This window comes from Stenotrophomonas sp. 10N36, assembly GCF_056395005.1.
In genome coordinates, this window is the sequence record NZ_JBFTIS010000023.1 from 67,604 (window position 1) to 86,541 (window position 18,938).

Here is an 18,938-nt window from a genome sequence, read left to right on the forward strand (position 1 = left end):
CAAGGAACAAGACAGGTGCGCGCGGGTGTCCGCGCGCTTATTTCAGGTAGGAACGGATCAGCGCGCTCATGTCGCGCACACGCTCGGCGCGCTGCGCATCGGACTGCGCCGGCTGGCCGAATTCTTCACGCAGGTGGGCTTCCATCACTTCGGACATCAGCCCGTTGACCGCACCGCGGATCGCCGCGATCTGCTGCAGCACCGGCCCGCACTCGGCCCCGGCGTCCAGCGCCCGGTCCAGCGCATCGCATTGGCCGCGGATGCGGCGCACGCGGGCCAGGACCTTCTTCTTTTCTTCCGGGGAGTGCGGCACGGGCAAATGACCAGAGAACTATACTGGGGGATAGTATACACAACCGCTCGCGCGGGTCACTGCGCGGTTGCTTCGGCGCAGGCCATGGGCTAGAACGGGGCCCCCCCTCGTGAACCGCCCGCATGGACCGCCACGCATTCTGGACCCTCATCGAGCAGGCCCGGCAGGACGCCCCGTCGCCGGACGCCGTGCCCGCGCTGCTGACCCAGCGCCTGGCCGCACAGGACGCCGAGGCCATCCTGCGCTGGTGCGGGTATTTCCAGATTTACCATGCCCTGTCATGCAAGAGCCGGTTGTGGGCGGCGGCCTACATCATCACCGACGGCTGCAGCGACGATGGCTTCGATTACTTCCGCGGCTGGCTGATCGGGCAAGGCCAGGCGTGCTTCCTGGCCGCACTGCGCGACCCCGATTCGCTGGCCAGCCATGCGCTCGGCGCCACGCCGGCCGAGGGTGAAGACATGCTCGTGGTGGGCGCCAATGCCTGGTTCCAGCGCAGGGGCATGGCGCCGGACTACGCGGCCCTCGCCGAGGCGATGCGCGCGCACGCGCCGAGTGCAGCCGACCACGCCGCGCTCATGGCCACGATCCACTACGCCGCCGATATCGATGCGCCGTGGGACGACGTCGATGGCGACGTGGAGGCGCTGGTGCCGCGGTTGGCGGCGCGGTTCGGCTGAGGCAGAAACCTCCTACCCTTCGCTGTCGCCCTCGCCAGACGCCTTGCTACGCAACCAGTCCAGCACGTCCCGGTGCAACTCAAGCGCCTGTGCCTCAGTGGGCGTACTCCACAGGCTGTGCCGCATGCCGGGCACCTCCACGTAGCGGAAGGTAACGCCCGCCCCCTGCATCGCCGTGGCCAGCTTACGTGCCGACGCCACCGGCACCGATCCGTCGCGCTCACCGTGCACCACCAGCAATGGGGCACGCAGATCCCGCAGCACGTTGGCCTCCACCGCATCCAGGCGACCGGCCCAGACCGCGAAGGTGTTGGCCTCGCCCATCCAGTCCTTGCCGGGCACCGGCTCGGCGCGAATGGTGTCCATCCTGGCGCGCAGTTCCTGGCGGCAGGTGGTTGGCGTGCCGTTGGCTCCACACACCATGTCCTGCATCGATTCGGCCATCGGTGTCCCGCCGCCGAAGCCGATCAGCGCCACCGCCGTAGTCTGCGGCGCGTACGCGGCCAGCTGCGCGCCGATGCGCCCCCCATCGGAGAATCCCCAGATCCACAGCGCGCCGTTCCACCACGGTGCGTGGCGGTGCAGATGCTGCAACGCACGCAGGTGGTCGATAACGCGTTGATCCAGGGTGTAGTGCTGGCGGAACGCGTCGCTGCAGCGGAACTCCGGGCCGATGTCGATGCCACCGTCGGCAGTGCGCGGCGGGACGACGGTGCCGGGCTTTTCGATCACGGCCAAGGCGAAAGGATGCGGGCCGTCCACCTGCTGCTGAAGCCACGCCACGCTGTCGTTGAGCGTGGACGGAATGCACAGCGAGCCATCGATGAAGACCAGCAACGGCACCTTTCCCGCCGACGCAGGCCGGTGCACCTGTACATCCAGAAGGGTTCCGTCCACGCGGGGTACGCTCAGCTGCTCATGCAGCGGCGACGCGCTTGCCGCGCCCAGGCACAGCACGCCGACAATTGCCCAGGTGACACGATGAATCGCGTTGATCATGGTGCATCCATTGGCGGTGTCATTCCGCTGCGAACGTCAGCGCGCGCCGCGCACGGAGCGGCGTTTGCGTGCGCGCGGCGTCGGGCGGAAACAGGCTGATGTAACCGGCAGCGATCGCCCGGTCACGCAGGCGCGTGCCCACGCCCTCGGCCGCGACGATGGCCACATGGGTGACGCGCCCCTGCGGGTCCACGTCCATCTGCCATTCCACCCGTCCCACCCAATCCGCGGGCGAAATGTCCGCGTCGTAGTTGGGGCGGCCGTACACATAGGCGATGGCGGGGTCGCGCATGTACGGTGAATCATCCAGCGTGCGATCCACCCGCACGGTAGCGCTGGCATGGCGTCCATCGCCCAGCCACGTGTCCACCGTCCACTGCCCGGGCGCGCCGTCGTGGCCCAGCTCTGCGGGGAAACACTGCTTGCGGCCGCGATAGTCGGCATGGGTGCTGCGGGACACCTCCATGCCAGCCCCGTCGCGGATCGCCAGGGTCAGGCCCTGCACATCGGTATCGTGCGCATTCGCCGCGACGCACACCTGGTGCACCGGACCACCTTCCAGAACGAACTGCCGCGTCTGTTGCCGTGCCAACGCCCCCACCGGTGTCCTGGCCCACAGAAATTCGATGTAGATGGCCTCGGTACTTGCGGCCTGGCTGGCCTGCGCCGCCGGGCTTGCCAGCAGCAGTATCGGCAGCCCGCACCGGATCGTGCTCATCACTGCGTGTGCGCCGCGCATCTCCACTCCCGTCCGTGGTTGGTGGCCCCGATGATGGCCTGCGTGGCACGGCACTGACAACCGATGCCTGCCCGCCCGGCTCAGTCGAACGCACCGGCATCGGCCAGCGTCGCCAGCGCATCCACCACGTAACGCACCTTCGGGCGCAGGTGCCGGGTCTGCGGCCATAGCGCGTGGATCTCCACATGGTGCTGCATGCACTGGCCGAGCACCTGCTGCAGCGCGCCCGTCTGCAGGTGCTGTTTCACCAGGAAGTGCGGCATCTGGCAGATGCCCAGGCCGGCGATCGCCGCTTCGATCACGGCATCGCCATCGTTGAGCTGGTGGGTGCCGCTGGGAATGAAGGGCGCTTGCCCCGCGTCTTCTCCGATCCGCCACGCCACCGGCTGGCCGTACCGATAGCCGACGATGCTGCGATGCGCATGCAGGTCGTCCACGGTGGTGGGCGTGCCGTGCCTGTCCAGGTAGGCCGGCGACGCGCAGGTGATCAACTGCTGGGTGCCCAGCCGTCGCGCAACCAGGTGCTGGGCCTGGTCCAGCCCACCGAAGCGGATCAACAGGTCGATGCCTTCTTCGACCGGGTCCACGAAGTGGTCGGTGAAGGTCATGGTGAGCTGCAGTTCGGGGTGTTCGGCACAGATGCGCAGCAGCACCGGCAGGATCATCAGCCGCCCGAACGAGGACGGCATGTCGATGCGCAGGCGGCCTGCCGGCAGGTGCGAGGCCGAGCCCAGGCATGCCTCGGCCGAGGCGATCTCTTCCAGCGCGGTGGCGCAGGAGGCGAAGTAGGCCTGGCCATCGGCGGTGAGCGAAATGCGCCGCGTGGTGCGATGGAACAGCCGCACGCCCAGGCGCTCCTCCAGCCGCGCGATCGCCTTGCCCACCGCCGAGCGCGAGATGCCCAGGGTCTCGGCCGCTTCGGTGAACGTGGCCGAGCGCGCCGTGGTGACGAAGGTGACCAGCCCGTTCAACGATTCCACTGGCAGCATCACCGCGCTCCATTGGGGACACAATGTCCCACTCGCTGGGAAATTGAAGTCCTTTATGCACCTCCAGGTCAACCCTATCTTGAAGGGGTCGCGCCGGTGGCGCCCCCTTCCCCACGAGTTCCGCCTTATGACCGCCCTGCTCTTCCAGCCCTACGACCTCGCCGGCACCCCCCTGCGCAACCGCATCGCGATGGCGCCGATGACCCGCGCACGCAACCCCGGCACCGTGGCCAACGCCCTCACCGCGCAGTACTACCGGCAGCGCGCCAGTGCCGGGCTGATCATCAGCGAAGGCACCCCGGTGTCGCCGCAGGGCCAGGGCTACATCGACGTGCCGGGCATGTGGTCGGCCGAACAGGTGGACGGCTGGAAGCCGGTCACCGCTGCCGTGCATGCCGAAGGGGGCGTCATCTTCGCCCAGCTCTGGCACGTCGGCCGCATGTCGCACGCCTCGCTGCAGCCCGACGGCGGCCAGCCGGTCAGCGCGGGCACCCGCCCGGTGGCGAGCGACCCGAAGAGCAGCGCATTCGTGTACCGCGAGGACGGCAGCCGTGGGCAGGCCGATCCGACCCCGCCGCGTGCCCTGCGCACCGACGAGCTGCCCGGCATCGTCGACGACTTCGCGCGCGCGGCCGACAACGCGATCGCCGCCGGTTTCGACGGCATCGAACTGCATGCCGCCAACGGCTATCTGTTCGAACAGTTCCTCAACCCGGTCACCAATGACCGCACCGACGGCTACGGCGGCACGCTGCAGAACCGCGCGCGCCTGATCCTGGAGACCGTCGACGCGATGGTCGCGCGGATCGGGGCGCACCGCGTGGGCGTGCGGCTGGCACCGAACAACCTGCAGTTCGACATGCCCGAGTATGTCGGCAACGAAGCGGCGTACCTGTACCTGGCGCAGGAACTGGGCAAGCGCGGCCTGGCCTACGTGCACCTCAACGACAACCATGCCCGGGGCGTGTCGGTCCTGAGCGAGGCGTTCCTGCGCACATTCAAGCAGAGCTACGGCGGCACCCTGATCCTGGCCGGCAGCCTCACCCGCGAGCGCGCGCTGCGACTGGTGGACGAGGGCATCATCGATCTGGCGGCGTTCGGCCAGCCGTTCATCGCCAACCCGGACCTGGTGGCGCGGCTGGAGCGCGATGTGGCGCTGGCGGTGCCGGATCGGGCCACGTATTACGGCGGTGGGGCGGAGGGGTATACCGACTATCCGGTTGCCGGCTGATCATGGGGCCGGCGCGGGCGTGGTGATTCCGTGCGTGCGTGCAGCCACCCATGGGTGGCTGTACCGTCCGCCCGCGCGGGGTCATCGCAACATCAGGCCCCGCCAGGGGTTGGGTACGTCGCCCATCAGGGCCACCACCGCCTGGTCCAGTTGCCCGGCGTCGGCCAGGGTCGCCACCGGGTGCGCGCGCAGGTGCGGCGGCAACAGCGCCGGCAACCGTCCGGCATCCAACGCCAGTAGATGGTCGGCCAGCTGGCGGAAGTCCGTGTCGCTGAGTGCAGCAGGCCCGGGCATGGCCGCCGTCATGCCTGCACGTAGAGAATGCGCTCGTTGATGCGCTCAAACCCGATTACCTCGCGGATCAGCGCATCGGCCTGATCTTCGTGCAGTTCGCCGTTGGCGATGGCCTCGGTTTGCCCGAACCACGTTTCCAATGCCTGCACCTGGTCGGCACGCAGCCACGCGCGGTGCGTGCCCAGCCAACGCTGCAGGTTGTCGGCCAGCGCGCCGTCGTCCAGCAGCGAATCCTCCAGGTCCAGCACCGACTCCACCATCTTGCGGAACAGGAAGTCCTGGTAGTTCGCGGCCAGCAGGTCGGCGCGGTCGTCGTCGTGCCAGACCAGCAGCACCGGCGGTTCGGCAAAGCCCGGTGCGTTGGTCCAGAAACAGTACACATCGCCGGCACCGGTCTCGGCAAACGGCAGCAGCTGCATGTCCGCGCGCAACGGGTTGTAGTGGTCGGCCGCAGTCAGGTCCGCCCACGCCTCGTGCAGCCGCTCGCGCGCGATCGGCTCGTAGTCGTAGGCATACAGCAGCACCGGCGGTGCGGCCTGCAGGGCCGGAAACACGACCTTGAACCACTCCGGGTGCGGGCCACCAAAGCCCAGCCGATCCTCGGCGTCCAGCTGCCGGTAGAGCGGCGGGAAGACTTGGCCGGTGGCCTGTTCGATATCGGAAAGCGTGTGCATGCAGGATCCATGAAGCCGAAGAGAGGCGCGCTCAGCGCGCGGTGTAACGATAGACCACGCTGGACGAAGAAGGGCGTGCAATCGACTGCCCGGACACGGCGACCACCGGCACCCCATGGCCGCCGTCGCGCTTCACACCGGCATGCTCGAAGCGCGCATCGCCTGCCCGCCGCGACGCCAGCATGGCGTGTGGGCGTGGCTCAATGCGTGCGCGTGCGCGACTAGGCGGTGGTGTCGCGCACCATGTCCACGAACGCGCGCAGCGCCGAACTCATCTGCCGTTGCCGCGGGTAATACAGCACGAAGCCGGGGAACGGTTCACTCCAGTCTTCCAGCACTGCCACCAGGCGGCCATCGTCCAGGTACGGGCGCGCGGAGTCTTCCAGCACGTAGGCCAGGCCAAGGCCGTCGAGTACGGCCTGCAGGATGGTGTGCTGATCGCCCAGGGTGAGCCGGCCGGGCACGTCCACTTCCAGCTCCTGGCCGTCGCGTTCGAACTGCCACTTGTACAGATGGCCGCTGGCGAAACGGAAGCGCACGCACTCATGCTGCGCCAGTTCGTGCGGATGCGCTGGAACGCCGCGGCGCTGCAGGTAGGACGGCGCGCCCACGATCAGGCCGCGCAGCGGCGGGCCCAGCGGCACCGCCACCATGTCTTCGGGCACCGACTCGTGCAGGCGCACGCCGGCATCGAATCCCTTGGCGACGATATCCACCAGGCCATCGTCCTGCGCCAGTTCAATACGCACGTCGGGGTGGGCCTGCAGGAACCGCGCCAGGCGCGGGCCGAGCTGGGTCTGCACGGCGGCACGGGTGGCGTTGATACGCAGCAGGCCGGCCGGGGCGGCGCGGAAGTGATTCATTTCCTCCAGCGCGTCATGCACCTGATCCAATGCCGGCTGCAGCCGCTCGAGCAGGCGCTGGCCGGCCTCGGTGAGGGCCACGCTGCGGGTGGTGCGATGGAACAGGCCCACCCCCAGCCGTTCTTCCAGCGCGCGGATCGCGTAGCTCACCGCCGAGGTGGACAGGGCCAGCTCGGCGCCCGCCTTGCGGAAGCTGCGGTGGCGGGCCACGGCCGCGAAGGCGGCCAGATGGGTCAGATTGTCAGTGGCCATGATTATCCCGTTTCACTTGATGAATCATGCCGATATCCTGACTGTTTGTGCACGGGATCGGGGCGTATTGTAAAGCGCCTTTCTACAAACCTGCCAAGGATTCCCCATGTCCCTCGCCCATGGTTATGCGGTGCACGACCAGACCGCCCCGCTGGTGCCGTTCTCCTTCGAACGTCGCCCGGCCGGTCCCGATGACGTCCGCATCGAGATTCTCTTCAGCGGCATCTGCCACTCCGACCTGCACCAGGCCCGCGACGACTGGGGCGGCGCGATGTTCCCGATGGTGCCCGGCCACGAGATCATCGGCCGCGTGACCGAGGTCGGCGCCAATGTCACCCGCTTCAAGGTCGGCGACTTCGCCGGCGTCGGCTGCATGATCGATTCGTGCCGCCACTGCGCGGCCTGCGATGAAGATCTGGAGCAGTACTGCGAGAAGGGTGCCACCTACACCTACAACAGCACCGAGCGTGATGGCGGCCAGCCGACTTTCGGCGGTTACTCCGACCACATCGTGGTCGAGCAGCGCTTCGTGGTGAAGGTGTCCGAGAAGCTCGACCTGAAGGCCGCTGCGCCGCTGCTGTGCGCCGGCATCACCACCTATTCGCCGCTGCGCCATTGGAAGGTCGGCCCCGGCCAGAAGGTCGGCGTGATCGGCCTGGGTGGCCTGGGCCACATGGGCGTGAAGTTCGCCAAGGCGATGGGCGCCACGGTGGTGATGATCACCACCACCCCCGAAAAGGGCGCCGATGCCAAGCGCCTGGGTGCCGATGAAGTACTGGTCTCGCGTGATCCGGCGCAGATGAAGGCGCATGCCGGCAGCTTCGATTTCCTGCTCAACACGATCCCGGTGGGTCACGACACCAACCCGTACATGGCGTTGCTCAAGCGTGATGCCACCATGTGTCTGGTCGGCGTGCTGACCGAGCTGGATCCGCCGCCGACCGGCGTCAGCGTGATCTTCGGCCGCAAGCACATCACCGGTTCGGCGATTGGCGGCATGGCCGAAACGCAGGAAATGATGGACTTCTGTGCCGAGCACAACATCGTCAGCGACGTGGAAGTGATCGACATCAAGACCGTCAACGAAGCCTGGGAACGCATGGCGAAGAATGACGTGCGCTACCGCTTCGTGATCGACATGGCCACGCTGGAAAAGGCGGCCTGATCCTTCCGCACCGGCATGAAAAAACCCCGGCAATGCCGGGGTTTTTTTTCAGCTGTACGCGTGTGGTCGGGCAGTCCAGGCGCCGCATGGATCCTGTTGTGTCTTCGCCCGGGTCTGTCGCGAGCGTGAGGGCCCCGTAGCAGCCGGTAGGCCCCTGGCGCAAATGTCCCCCGGCCGCGGGCGGCCTCCTCCTTTATTTTGCCCAGTAGCCTACCGGCTGCTACGGGGCTCGGCTTGCGGTAAGGAGGGGAAGCCAGGCTTTTCTGGCGCTGTCGGTGGGTCGGGCGCGGGGGGGCCAATCGACGATCTCCTGCAGCACCTCCAGGAACTTGCTTTCGTCCTGGCCATCGGCGTTGCGCGCCGCGCGGCGCTTGAGGCCGGCCACGGCGATCTTCAGGGCTTCGCGCGAGAGGTCCAGCACGGTGCCGTTGCGGAACGGCAGCTTCAGCCCATGCCGCGGCACGCCATCGCGCAGGACATTGCGCTCGACCAGGCTGAAATCACGCACCAGGTCCCAGGCCGCATCCAGTGCGGCATCGTCGTACAGCAGGCCTACCCAGAACGCCGGCAATGCACACAGGCGGCTCCACGGGCCGGCATCGGCACCGCGCATTTCCAGGTACTTCTTCAAGCGCACTTCGGGGAAGGCGGTGGTCATGTGGTCGGACCAGTCGCGCAGCGTGGGCAGCTGGCCCGGCAGCACCGGCAGCTTGCCGACCATGAAATCGCGGAAGCTCTGGCCGCTGGCATCGTGGTACTTGCCGTCGCGGTAAGAGAAGTACATCGGCACATCGAGCAGGTAATCCACGTACCGCTCGTAACCGAAGCCGTCCTCGAACACGAAGTCGAGCATGCCGGTGCGGTCGTTGTCGGTGTCGGTCCAGATGTGCGAGCGGTAGCTCTGGTAGCCGTTCGGCGCGCCTTCGGTGAAGGGCGAATCGGCGAACAGCGCGGTGGCGATCGGCTGCAGCGCCAGCGACACGCGGAACTTCTTCACCATGTCCGCTTCGGTGGCGTAGTCCAGGTTGACCTGCACCGTGCAGGTGCGGGTCATCATGTCCAGGCCGAGCGTGCCGACCTTGGGCATGTACTCGCGCATGATCTTGTAGCGGCCCTTGGGCATCCACGGCATTTCATCGCGGGGCCACTTGGGCTGGAAGCCCATGCCCAGGAAGCCCAGCTGCAGTTCGCCGGCCACCTGCGCCACTTCATTGAGGTGGGTGCCGGTTTCCACGCAGGTCTGGTGGATGGTCTCCACCGCCGCGCCGGACAGTTCCAGCTGGCCGGCCGGTTCCAGTGTCACCGAGGCGTTGTCGCGCAGCAGCGCGATGGTGCGGCCGTCTTCCTGCACCGGATCCCAGCCGAAGCGGGTCAGGCCGTTGAGCAGGGCTTCGATGCCGCGGTCGCCGTCGAAGGTGGGCGGGCGCAGGTCGTCCAGGCGGAAGCCGAACTTCTCGTGCTCGGTGCCGATGCGCCACTGCGCCTGGGGCTTTTCGCCGGAGGCCAACGTGGCGACCAGTTCATTTCGGTCGGTGATCGGCGTCTCGGCGACGTGGCTGGGGCTCGACAAGGGGAGGCTCGCAGTATTCTGGTCAGGGCGGGGATGTGGGGTTGCAGCCCCCGCATCGCAAGGGCGCACTATATCGTGGCGTCCCCCACCGTCGTGTCACCGTGACGGTTTTCAGCATCCTATAGAAAAGGGCTTGACCGGGCCGCAGCGCCGTTGCGACGCATTTCGCCCCGCGCGGCGGGCGCGCCCTACACTGCCCCCATGAGCCGATCCAGACATCCGGAAGTACATCGCTCCGACCGCGCGGGCTGGCTGCGGGCCGCCGTGCTGGGCGCCAATGACGGCATTGTATCGGTGGCCGGGCTGCTGGTCGGCATTGCCGCCAGCGGGGCCAGTGCCACCACGATCCTGGCCACCGGCATCGCCGGCACCGTGGCCGGGGCCATGTCGATGGCGGCCGGCGAGTATGTGTCGGTGCAGTCGCAGGTCGATACCGAGCATGCCGACCTGGCGGTGGAGAAACGCGAGCTGCACGAAGACCCGCACAGCGAGCTGGAAGAACTGGCGGCCATCTACCGGCATCGCGGCCTGACCCCCGATCTGGCCCAGCAGGTGGCGGTGCAGTTGACCGCCCACGATGCCCTGGCCGCACATGCGCGCGACGAGCTGGGCATCACCGACGAACTGCGCGCCCGCCCACTGCAGGCCGCGATGGCCTCGGCCGGTGCCTTCATCTGCGGCGCGGCGCTGCCGGTGCTGACCGCACTGCTGGCCCCGCATGCCTACGTTGCACAGGTCACCACCGCCGCCACCCTGGTCGGGCCGGGCCTGACCGGCGCGATGGCCGCGCGTGCCGGTGGCGCACCGCCCCTGCGCGGCGCGGTGCGGGTGATGTTCTGGGGCGCGCTGGCGATGGCGGCGGCGGCGCTGATCGGCCAGTTGTTCGATACTGCGCGGTAATGAACGCCCTCCTGCATCCCGCCTCGCTGCTGGACGACATGGCCAGCCTGGCCACCTGCGCGCGCGCCGACGGCTACGCCTGCGTCACCGCGCGTCGGGAGCACGGCGCCTCCTCGGTGGACATCCCGCAGCCGCAGTTCGCGATCCTGCTGCAGGGGCGCAAGCAGGTGGCCTGCGGCACGCAGTCGCTCACGTTCGTGCCCGGCGACCTGTTCCTGATCACCCGCCGCTGCCGCATCGACGTGGTCAACATTCCCGATCCGCACAGCGGCGTGTACCTCAGCGCGATCGCGCCCCTGTGCAGCGAGGCGCTGGCCGCCGCGCGCGTGCTCTGGAACGAACCCCTGCCCGAGGCCGGTGACGCGCTGGCGCGGTTGTCGCTGGACGACCACGGCGACACGCTGCGGCAATGGCGCCATGCGCTGGAACACGCGCGCTACACCGAGGCCCGGCTCGCTCTGGCCGCGCTGGTGCTGGCATTCTGCCGGCGCGGCCACGGCAGCCTGCTGGTGCCGCCCGAGCCCAGCCTGGGCGAACGCATCCGCGATCTGATCGCCGCCCAGCCGGAACGCGACTGGCAATCGCGCGACTTCGAAGCGCAGCTGGGCCTGAGCGGTGCGACCCTGCGGCGGCGACTGGCCAACGAGCAGGCCAGCGTGCGCGAGCTGATCGCCGATGCACGCCTGGCGCACGCGATGAACCTGCTGTACACCACCCGGCTGCCACTGAAGACCGTGGCCGCGCGCGTGGGCTACCGCTCGCTGGGCAGCTTCAACAAGCGCTTCGCCGCGCGCTACGGGCTGGACCCGGCGGCAATCGGCAACAGCTGAAACGGCGAGCGGATCACGGCGCATTCTGAGCGGTACGCGGCGTTGCCCACGTGCAGCATGGGGGCACCGCGGCACCGCCGCCTTGTGTAGACCCGCTGCCATGCCCCTTCCCCGTATCCGCTCACTCGCTGCTGCCCTGTTGCTGGCGGCCGCCGCCGGCCCGGCGCTGGCCACCACCGCGCACACGCCCTCGGCGCAGGTGCCCGGCGTCTACCACCAGCAGATCGGCACGCTGCAGGTCACCGCGCTGTTCGACGGCACCGTGGCACTGGGCCGCCAGGAACTGACCGGGATCGATGCCGGCGCCGTAACCCGCCTGCTCGACCACCGTTATGTGCCCGAAGACGGCAAGGGCCTGCAGACCGCGGTCAACGCCTATCTGGTGCAGCGGGGCAACCACCTGACGCTGGTGGATACCGGCACGGCCACCTGCTTCGGGCCCGGCCTGGGCCAGGTGCTGGGCAACCTGCGCGCGGCCGGCTACGACCCGGCCGAAGTGGACGACGTGCTGCTCACCCATGCCCACCCGGACCACTTGTGCGGGCTGCTGGATGCGCAGGACACGATGGCCTACCCCAATGCCACGGTGTGGTTGTCGGCCGCCGACGCGGCCTATTGGCTGGACCCGGCCAGCGAAGCCACCGCGCCGCAGGGCGTGCGCTTTGCCTTTGCGTTGGCGCGCAAGGCGGTGGCCCCCTACGCGGCGGCGGGCAAGCTGCGCCGTTTCAGTCCCGGGCAGGCCTTGCCGGCCGGGGTGGCGGCACTGGACAGCCATGGGCATACGCCGGGCCATGTGTCCTGGAAGCTGGACGCCGGCAAGGGCCAGGCGGTGCTGGTCTGGGGCGACATCGTGCATTTCCACGCGGTGCAGTTCGCCCAGCCCCAGGCGGCCTACGAGGCCGACAGCGACCGCACGGCCGCCGTCGCCAGCCGTCGCGCGATGATGGCGCAGGCGGCGGATGGGGGCTGGTGGGTGGCCGGTGCACACCTGCCGTTCCCGGGATTGGGCCACGTGCGGCGCGAGGGTGAGGCGTTTGCGTGGGTGCCGGGGGAGTTCGCGCCGTTGCCGGGGCGTTGAGCTTGGGAGGCAGCACCGACCAACGGTCGGTGCCTACCGGGATGCGCGCGCCGTTACCGGGGTCCGGCCCACGGTTACGGGGCCGCGCGGTGTTATGCGGTTTCGGGGGCCGGCTTGTTCAGGCCGAGCCAGCCGCCGATGATGCCGCGGGCTTCGTCCACGCCCTGGCGGGCGGGACCGGAGAAGGTCTGCACGCTGACGGTGTCGCCGAACGAGGACTGCAGTTCCTTGCGCACCTTCTGCAGGGCAATGCCCTGCTGGCCACGACCCAGTTTGTCGGCCTTGGTCAGCAGCGCGTGCGCGGGCAGGCCGCGCTGCACCGCATAGGCCAGCATCTGGCGGTCGTAGTCCTTCAGCGGGTGACGGATGTCCATCACCACCACCAGGCCACGCAGCGCCTCGCGGGTACGGAAGTACTGGTCGATGAAGGCCTGCCAGTGGGCCTGCAGGTCCAGCGGCACCTTGGCGTAGCCGTACCCGGGCAGGTCGACCAGCTTGGCCTCCGGGGTGACTTCGAAGAACACCAGCTGCTGGGTGCGGCCGGGGGTCTTGGAGACCCGGGCCAGGCTGTTCTGGCGGGTCAGGGCGTTGAGGGCGCTGGATTTGCCGGCGTTGGAGCGCCCGGCAAAGGCAACTTCGGCCCCGACATCCTCCGGCAATTGCCGGGTGTTGTGGGCCGAAAGCAGGTAATGGGCACGTTCGAGGAGCAATGACATGCCCATAGGATCGCATGTCCGGGCCAGATCCGCGCTGCCGCGGCCGGTTTTGCTGCACCCTGCGTTGACCGTGGCGTGAAAGCGCATGGATAATCGGGCGATCCCCGCGGGTGCACCCTGCACCTGCCAGGCCGGTCCACACGGAGCTTCCGCATGCGCCACGCTCGCGTTCTTGCCGTTTCCGCTGTTGCTGTATCGCTGCTGGCCGCTGTTGCGGTCGCCCAGACTTCGATCACGCCCCTGCCTGACAACGGGCCGATCAAGACCGCGTCGCTGGAGGTCGATTTCAGCAAGACCACCTGGGGGGATGCCAAGGCCGGCCAGACCAAGGCGGCCGCCTGCGCGGCCTGCCACTCGGCCGACGGCAACTCCACCGTGGAGATGTATCCGAGCATCGCCGGGCAGAGCGAACGCTATACCGCCCAGCAGATGGCGTTGATCGCCAACGGCCAGCGCACCTCCGGGGCCTCGGCGGCGATGGTGCCGTTCGTGCAGGACCTCACCCCGCAGGACATGCGCGACATCGGTGCGTATTTCGCAACGCAGAAGGCCAGCGCCGGGCTTGCCGACGATGGCCTGGTGGGCGAAGGTCCGTACGCCGGCAAGAAGTTCTACGAGATCGGGCAGCAGCTGTACCGCGGGGGTGATGCCGAACGCGGCATCCCGGCGTGCATGGCCTGCCACGGTCCCACCGGTGCCGGCAACCCGGGCCCGGCCTACCCGCATATCGGCGGGCAGCATGCGGCCTACGTGGCGCGCCGGCTGCAGGAGTATCAGGCCGGCACCACCCAGGAAACCGACAAGGCACACTTCCAGATCATGGCCACCATTGCAAAGCAGCTGACCGAACAGGAGATCCAGGCCCTGGGCAGCTACCTGCAGGGCCTGCACAACCGGGCCGACGATGTGGCCTCGGCCTCGGCCACGCCCGCGCAACCGGCGAAGGCCCCGTAAAGACCGCTCGGCGGCACAATGGCCGCCCCGCCCCCGTGGCGGGTTATGTTCACCGCCACGCCGGCACTGGGCCGGCGTTGTTTTTTCCGATGGAGATGGATGTAGATGACGTTGATGCCCCGCCTGATGCTGTTGCTGCTGGCCCTGAGCCCCCTGTCCACGCTGGCGGCCGCGCCGGTCGCCCTGGTCGAAGGCACCGACTACGAACTGATCGAACAGCCCGGCCCGTATGCGCCGCTGGCCGGCAAGATCGAAGTGGTGGAAATGTTCGGCTACACCTGCCCGCATTGCGCGCGCTTCGAGCCGCAGCTGGAAGCCTGGGCCGCCAAGCTGCCCAAGGATGTGCGTTTCACCCCCGTGCCGGCCGCGTTCGGCGGTGTCTGGGATTCGTTCGCACGCGCCTACTTCAGCGCCGACCAGCTGGGCGTGGCCAAGCGCAGCCATCGGGCCATGTTCGAGGCGCTGCATGAAAAGAACAGCCTGCCCATGCAGAACGTCTCGCCGGACGAACTGGCCGTCTTCTATAAAGACTACGGTGTGGCACCGGAGCGCTTCCTGGCCACCATCAAGGGCGATGCGGTCGAGCAGAAACTGAAGGCCGCCCGCGCCTTCGCCCAGCGCACCAAGGTGCCGGGCACCCCGGCACTGGTGGTCAATGGCAGCTACCTGGTCAAGGGCGACTCGTTCGAGGCGCTGCTGCGCAACGCCGATGCCCTCATCGCCAAGGCCCGCAGCGAACGCACGCGCTGAGTGCAGGCTCGCTGAACCGTCACACACCGTCCACGCCGGACGCGCGTTGGCGCATGCCATCATTCCCCTCTGGCCGGCACCCCGGGTGCCGGCCCCACCATGTTCATCCGCTGGAGATGCCTAGATGAAGACCCGTTTCGCGATTTCGCTGCTGGCCCTGCTGCCGATCCTGGCAGCCTGCAAGGCCCAGGACGGCACCGCCAACACCACCGCTCCGACCGAACCGGCCACCCCGAGCAGCACCCCGGCCGCCGAGCCGGCAGCGCCGGCCACCGAGGCACCGGCTGCCAGCGGTGACACCGCCGCCGCCGAAACCGCCGCTGCCGCCGCGACCACCCCGGCCCCGGCCGCGGCGTCCTCGCGCCCGACCGGCCCGGAGCCGGTGGCAGGCACCGATTACGTGCTGATCGAAAACGGCCAGCCGTTCCAGCCGGCCGCCGGCAAGATCGAAGTAGCGGAGATCTTCGGTTACGTGTGCCCGGCCTGCGCCGCGTTCCAGCCGCTGATCGGGCCGTGGAAGGCGGGTCTGCCGAGCGACGTCAACTTCGTCTACGTGCCGGCCATGTTCGGCGGTACCTGGGACAACTACGCGCGTGCCTTCTATGCGGCACAGAGCATGGGCCTGCAGGAAAAGACCCATGAAGCGCTGTATTCGGCCATCCATGCCGAGCAGACCCTGAAGGGCGAGCGCGGCCGTGATTCGGTCGAAGACATCGCCGCCTTCTACGGCAAGCACGGTGCCGACGCCAAGCAGTTCGCCAGCACCATGAGCAGCTTCGCGGTGAATGCCAAGACCAACGCCGCCAAGCAGTTCGCCCAGCGCAGCCAGATCACCGGCACGCCGTCGGTGATCGTCAACGGCAAGTACCTGGTCAAGGGCAAGAGCTTCCCCGACATGCTGCGCATCGCCGATCACCTGATCGCCCGCGAACGCGCCGCCAAGGGCAACTGATTCCTACCGAGCCTGCCACCGTCGTGAATTCCCCCACCACGCGGACCCTGCGCCTGCTGACGGCCAACATCCAGGCCGGCAGCAGCACCCGCCGCTACAGCGACTATGTGACCCGCAGCTGGTCGCATGCGCTGCCGGCGGGGCGCAAGCGCACCAGCCTGGACGCCATTGCCCAGCTGGCGCGCGGTCATGACATCGTCGGCCTGCAGGAGGCCGATCCGGGCAGCCTGCGCTCGGGCTTCACCAACCAGACCCACTACCTGGCCGAGCGCGCCGGCTTCAATTACTGGAGCCACCAGCCCAACCGCCGCATGGGCGGGGTGGCGTCCAGCGCCAATGGCCTGCTGAGCAAACTGGAACCGGTGGAAGTACAGGACCACGCCCTGCCCGGCCGCATCGGCGGGCGCGGTGTGCTGCTGGCCAAGTTCGGCGAAGGCAGCGAAGGCCTGGCGGTTGCCGTGGCGCACCTGTCGCTGGGGACCAACTCGCGGATGTCGCAGTTGGCCTTCATCGCCGACCTGCTCACCGACCATCCCAACGCGGTGCTGATGGGCGATTTCAACTGCCTGGCCGACCGTCCGGAGATGCAGGCGCTGTACCAGAAGACCAACCTGCAACCGCCGGGCTGCGCGGTGCCCACGTTCCCGAGCTGGCGCCCGGACCGGGCCATCGACCACATCCTGCTCAGCACCGGCCTGCAGCAACGCAGCGCCGAAGCGGTCCCGGCCGCATTTTCGGACCACCTGGCGCTGGCCATGGAAATCGACGTCCCCAGCCACGCGCTGCGCTGACGTCCCGTAGAGCGGGGCTCTGCCCCGCTGCACCAGAATTCGTAGAGCGGGGCTCTGCCCCGCTGCATTTCGCATGCACCCCGACAGCCGGGCAGAGCCCGGCTCTACGGGCCTGTCAGTCGCGTAAACAGCCCGTCCACAGCCGCTATGCGCTAATGCTCCGGGTCTGCCGTGTTCGGCATCGAGAGTATTGCTCCCCATGAGCGCTGTGGAGTCGCCTCCCTACGAGGTACGCACGCTTCGACCGGTCTTCCTGCTTGCCGCCACGATCGTGGCGGCATTTGCCATTCTGGTCGCCGTGTTTCCCATCCAGTCCGGCAGCCTGCTGCTGGACGCGCAGACCTGGGCGTCGCGCAATGTCGGCTGGTACTACCTGCTGGCCATGACCGTGTACCTGGTCTTCGTGGTCGGCGTGGCCCTGTCCGGCTACGGCAACGTCAAGCTGGGCGCGGACCACGACGAGCCGGAGTTCAGCTATCTGTCCTGGGCCGGCATGCTGTTTGCCGCCGGTATCAGCATCACGCTGTTCTTCTTCTGCGTGTCCGAACCCCTCACCCATTACCTGCTGCCCCCACAGGGCGGCGTGGGCGAAGGCGAAGCCAGCGCGCGCCAGGCGATGCAGCTGCTGTTCCTGCATTGGGGCCTGCACGGCTGGGGTGTGTTCGCGCTGGCCGCCATGGCGCTGGCCTATTTCGCCTACCGCCACAACCTGCCGCTGGCGCTGCGCTCGGCGCTGTATCCGCTGATCGGCAAGCGCATCAACGGGCCGATCGGCTACACCGTGGACGCGCTGGGCATCGTGGCCACCGTGTTCGGGCTGGGCGCGGACATGGGCTTTGGCGTGCTGCACCTCAACGCCGGGCTCAACACCTTGTTTCCCGTGCCGCATGCGGCCTGGGTGCAGGTGGGGCTGATCGTGCTGATGATGGGCGCGGCGATCACCGTGGCCGTCTCCGGCGTGGAAAAAGGCGTGCGCTGGATGTCCAACATCAACATGCTGCTGGCGATCGGCCTGCTGCTGTTCATGCTGTTCGCCGGCCCCACCCAGTACCTGCTCAACGCGCTCATGCAGAACATGGGCGACTACCTGGGCAACGTGGTCGGCAAGAGTTTCGACGTGTACGCCTACGGCGGGCGCCCGGACTGGCTGGGCAACTGGACGGTGTTCTACTGGGCCTGGTGGATCGGCTGGGCGCCCTTCGTGGGGCTGTTCATCGCGCGCATCTCGCGCGGCCGCACCATCCGCGAATTCGTGCTGGGCGTGCTGCTGATCCCGCTGGGCTTCACCCTGGCGTGGCTGTCGATCTTCGGCAACAGCGCGCTGGACCAGATCCTGCACCACGACCAGGTGCACCTGGCGCAGATGGCGGTGGATAACCCGCCCACCGTGCTGTACGCGCTGCTGGAAAGCTACCCGTGGAGCCGCGCGGTCATCGCGGTCACGGTGATCGTCAGCTTCGTGTTCTTCGTCACCTCGGCCGACTCGGGCACGGTGGTGCTGTCCACGCTGTCCTCGCACGGCGGCGCACCGGAAGACGACGGCCCGCGCTGGCTGCGCGTGTTCTGGGGCGTGATGACCGGGCTGGTCACCGCCGGGTTGCTGCTGGCCGGCAGCATGGACGCGCTCAAGTCGGCGGTGGTGCTGGCCTCGTTGCCGTTCTCGGTGGTGTTGCTGCTGATGATCTGGGGACTGACCCGCGCCCTGGGCGAGGAATCGCAGCGCAAGAAGGCCTCGCAGTACTCGCCGATTCCGCTGATCGGGCAGTCGCGGCACCAGCGTGGCTGGCGCCAGCGCATCACCCAGGCCGTGCATTTCCCGGTGCGCGACGAGGTGTACCGGTTCATGGACACCGACGTGAAGCCGGCCATCGAAGCGGTGGCCGCGCAACTGGGCGAACAGGGCCTGGACGTGCAGACCAAATTCGAACCCGGCCAGATGGAACTGACCGTGGACCATGGCGAGCAGCAGGTGTTCACCTACCAGGTGATCATGCGCGGCTACCTCACCCCGTCGTTCGCCGCGCAGCGCTTCCGCAACCTGCGCTACTACCGCGCCGAAGTGCACCTCTATGAAGGTGGACAGGACTACGAGCTGTTCGGCTACAGCCGGCAGCAGATCATCAACGACATCATCGACCAGTACGAGCGCCACCTGCAGTTCCTGCATCTGACCCGTTGAACCGCTGGTCTCCCGCTGC

The 18,938-nt window shown here is 68.2% G+C and carries 20 protein-coding genes and 1 pseudogene; 11 read left to right on the forward strand and 10 right to left on the reverse strand.

Features of this window, described 5'->3' with window-relative positions; genetic code table 11:
- Positions 1–37: 37 nt before the first annotated feature.
- A complete protein-coding gene (locus AC1DCJ_RS18015) occupies positions 38–313 on the reverse strand; it encodes a metal/formaldehyde-sensitive transcriptional repressor (RefSeq protein ID WP_038691827.1) in 276 nt (91 codons plus the stop codon).
- Positions 314–435: 122 nt separating this feature from the next.
- Between AC1DCJ_RS18015 and AC1DCJ_RS18020 the strand changes: the two genes are divergently transcribed.
- Positions 436–993, forward strand: coding sequence for a DUF4240 domain-containing protein (locus AC1DCJ_RS18020; RefSeq protein ID WP_478071584.1), 558 nt, complete (start codon positions 436–438; stop codon positions 991–993).
- Between the two features lie 12 nt (positions 994–1,005).
- On the opposite strand, the gene AC1DCJ_RS18025 is transcribed toward AC1DCJ_RS18020, so the two are convergent.
- From AC1DCJ_RS18025 to AC1DCJ_RS18035, 3 genes are all read right to left on the reverse strand, one after another.
- The gene (locus tag AC1DCJ_RS18025) at positions 1,006–1,992 is read right to left on the reverse strand and encodes an alpha/beta hydrolase family protein (protein ID WP_478071585.1); all 987 of its coding nucleotides are present in this window, start codon (positions 1,990–1,992) and stop codon (positions 1,006–1,008) included.
- 19 nt (positions 1,993–2,011) lie between these two features.
- A complete protein-coding gene (locus tag AC1DCJ_RS18030) occupies positions 2,012–2,731 on the reverse strand; it encodes a hypothetical protein (RefSeq protein ID WP_244880174.1) in 720 nt (239 codons plus the stop codon).
- An 80-nt stretch (positions 2,732–2,811) separates the two neighbouring features.
- Positions 2,812–3,720, reverse strand: a complete 909-nt coding sequence (locus AC1DCJ_RS18035) for a LysR family transcriptional regulator (protein WP_478071586.1) — start codon at positions 3,718–3,720, stop codon at positions 2,812–2,814.
- Between the two features lie 127 nt (positions 3,721–3,847).
- Between AC1DCJ_RS18035 and AC1DCJ_RS18040 the strand changes: the two genes are divergently transcribed.
- Positions 3,848–4,951, forward strand: coding sequence for an alkene reductase (locus tag AC1DCJ_RS18040; protein WP_478071587.1), 1,104 nt, complete (start codon positions 3,848–3,850; stop codon positions 4,949–4,951).
- Between the two features lie 81 nt (positions 4,952–5,032).
- Here AC1DCJ_RS18040 and AC1DCJ_RS18045 read toward each other — a convergent pair whose 3' ends face one another.
- The 4 genes from AC1DCJ_RS18045 to AC1DCJ_RS18060 are packed head-to-tail and all read right to left on the reverse strand — an operon-like array spanning position 5,033 to position 7,034.
- Positions 5,033–5,245, reverse strand: coding sequence for a hypothetical protein (locus AC1DCJ_RS18045; protein WP_478071588.1), 213 nt, complete (start codon positions 5,243–5,245; stop codon positions 5,033–5,035).
- Between the two features lie 8 nt (positions 5,246–5,253).
- The gene (locus AC1DCJ_RS18050; RefSeq protein ID WP_478071589.1) at positions 5,254–5,919 is read right to left on the reverse strand and encodes an SMI1/KNR4 family protein; all 666 of its coding nucleotides are present in this window, start codon (positions 5,917–5,919) and stop codon (positions 5,254–5,256) included.
- Positions 5,920–5,950: 31 nt separating this feature from the next.
- Complete coding sequence (locus tag AC1DCJ_RS18055; protein WP_161578737.1) at positions 5,951–6,103, reverse strand: hypothetical protein; 153 nt, start codon at positions 6,101–6,103, stop codon at positions 5,951–5,953.
- A 37-nt stretch (positions 6,104–6,140) separates the two neighbouring features.
- Positions 6,141–7,034 carry a LysR family transcriptional regulator gene (locus AC1DCJ_RS18060; RefSeq protein ID WP_478071590.1) on the reverse strand — a complete coding sequence of 298 codons (894 nt, stop codon included), beginning with the start codon at positions 7,032–7,034 and terminating at the stop codon, positions 6,141–6,143.
- A gap of 106 nt (positions 7,035–7,140) precedes the next feature.
- On the opposite strand from AC1DCJ_RS18060, the gene AC1DCJ_RS18065 reads away from it, so the two are divergent.
- On the forward strand, positions 7,141–8,199 hold the full coding sequence (locus tag AC1DCJ_RS18065) for an NAD(P)-dependent alcohol dehydrogenase (protein WP_478071591.1): 1,059 nt from the start codon (positions 7,141–7,143) through the stop codon (positions 8,197–8,199).
- Between the two features lie 298 nt (positions 8,200–8,497).
- Here the strand turns inward: AC1DCJ_RS18065 and AC1DCJ_RS18070 are convergent.
- Positions 8,498–9,769, reverse strand: a pseudogene (locus AC1DCJ_RS18070) (glutamate--cysteine ligase); the annotation flags it as partial.
- A 201-nt stretch (positions 9,770–9,970) separates the two neighbouring features.
- On the opposite strand from AC1DCJ_RS18070, the gene AC1DCJ_RS18075 reads away from it, so the two are divergent.
- The 3 genes from AC1DCJ_RS18075 (at position 9,971) to AC1DCJ_RS18085 (ending at position 12,577) form a co-directional block, all read left to right on the forward strand.
- Entirely contained in the window at positions 9,971–10,669 is a 699-nt protein-coding gene (locus AC1DCJ_RS18075; RefSeq protein ID WP_478071592.1) for a VIT1/CCC1 transporter family protein, read from the forward strand.
- Positions 10,669–11,499, forward strand: coding sequence for a helix-turn-helix transcriptional regulator (locus AC1DCJ_RS18080; RefSeq protein ID WP_478071593.1), 831 nt, complete (start codon positions 10,669–10,671; stop codon positions 11,497–11,499). Before AC1DCJ_RS18075 ends, AC1DCJ_RS18080 begins: the two co-directional genes overlap by 1 nt.
- Positions 11,500–11,599: 100 nt before the next feature.
- Positions 11,600–12,577, forward strand: a complete 978-nt coding sequence (locus tag AC1DCJ_RS18085) for an MBL fold metallo-hydrolase (RefSeq protein ID WP_478071594.1) — start codon at positions 11,600–11,602, stop codon at positions 12,575–12,577.
- A 92-nt stretch (positions 12,578–12,669) separates the two neighbouring features.
- Here AC1DCJ_RS18085 and yihA read toward each other — a convergent pair whose 3' ends face one another.
- Positions 12,670–13,293, reverse strand: coding sequence for a ribosome biogenesis GTP-binding protein YihA/YsxC (gene yihA / locus AC1DCJ_RS18090; protein WP_038686269.1), 624 nt, complete (start codon positions 13,291–13,293; stop codon positions 12,670–12,672).
- Positions 13,294–13,446: 153 nt separating this feature from the next.
- On the opposite strand from yihA, the gene AC1DCJ_RS18095 reads away from it, so the two are divergent.
- From AC1DCJ_RS18095 to betT, 5 genes are all read left to right on the forward strand, one after another.
- Positions 13,447–14,247, forward strand: a complete 801-nt coding sequence (locus tag AC1DCJ_RS18095; RefSeq protein ID WP_478071595.1) for a c-type cytochrome — start codon at positions 13,447–13,449, stop codon at positions 14,245–14,247.
- Positions 14,248–14,352: 105 nt separating this feature from the next.
- Entirely contained in the window at positions 14,353–14,997 is a 645-nt protein-coding gene (locus AC1DCJ_RS18100) for a thiol:disulfide interchange protein DsbA/DsbL (protein WP_478071596.1), read from the forward strand.
- A 124-nt stretch (positions 14,998–15,121) separates the two neighbouring features.
- On the forward strand, positions 15,122–15,949 hold the full coding sequence (locus AC1DCJ_RS18105) for a thiol:disulfide interchange protein DsbA/DsbL (RefSeq protein WP_137190346.1): 828 nt from the start codon (positions 15,122–15,124) through the stop codon (positions 15,947–15,949).
- A gap of 53 nt (positions 15,950–16,002) precedes the next feature.
- On the forward strand, positions 16,003–16,740 hold the full coding sequence (locus tag AC1DCJ_RS18110) for an endonuclease/exonuclease/phosphatase family protein (protein WP_181406277.1): 738 nt from the start codon (positions 16,003–16,005) through the stop codon (positions 16,738–16,740).
- Positions 16,741–16,939: 199 nt separating this feature from the next.
- Positions 16,940–18,919 (forward strand): choline BCCT transporter BetT, encoded by a 1,980-nt coding sequence (gene betT / locus AC1DCJ_RS18115; RefSeq protein WP_038686262.1) that lies wholly within the window; start codon positions 16,940–16,942, stop codon positions 18,917–18,919.
- Positions 18,920–18,938: the final 19 nt, after the last annotated feature.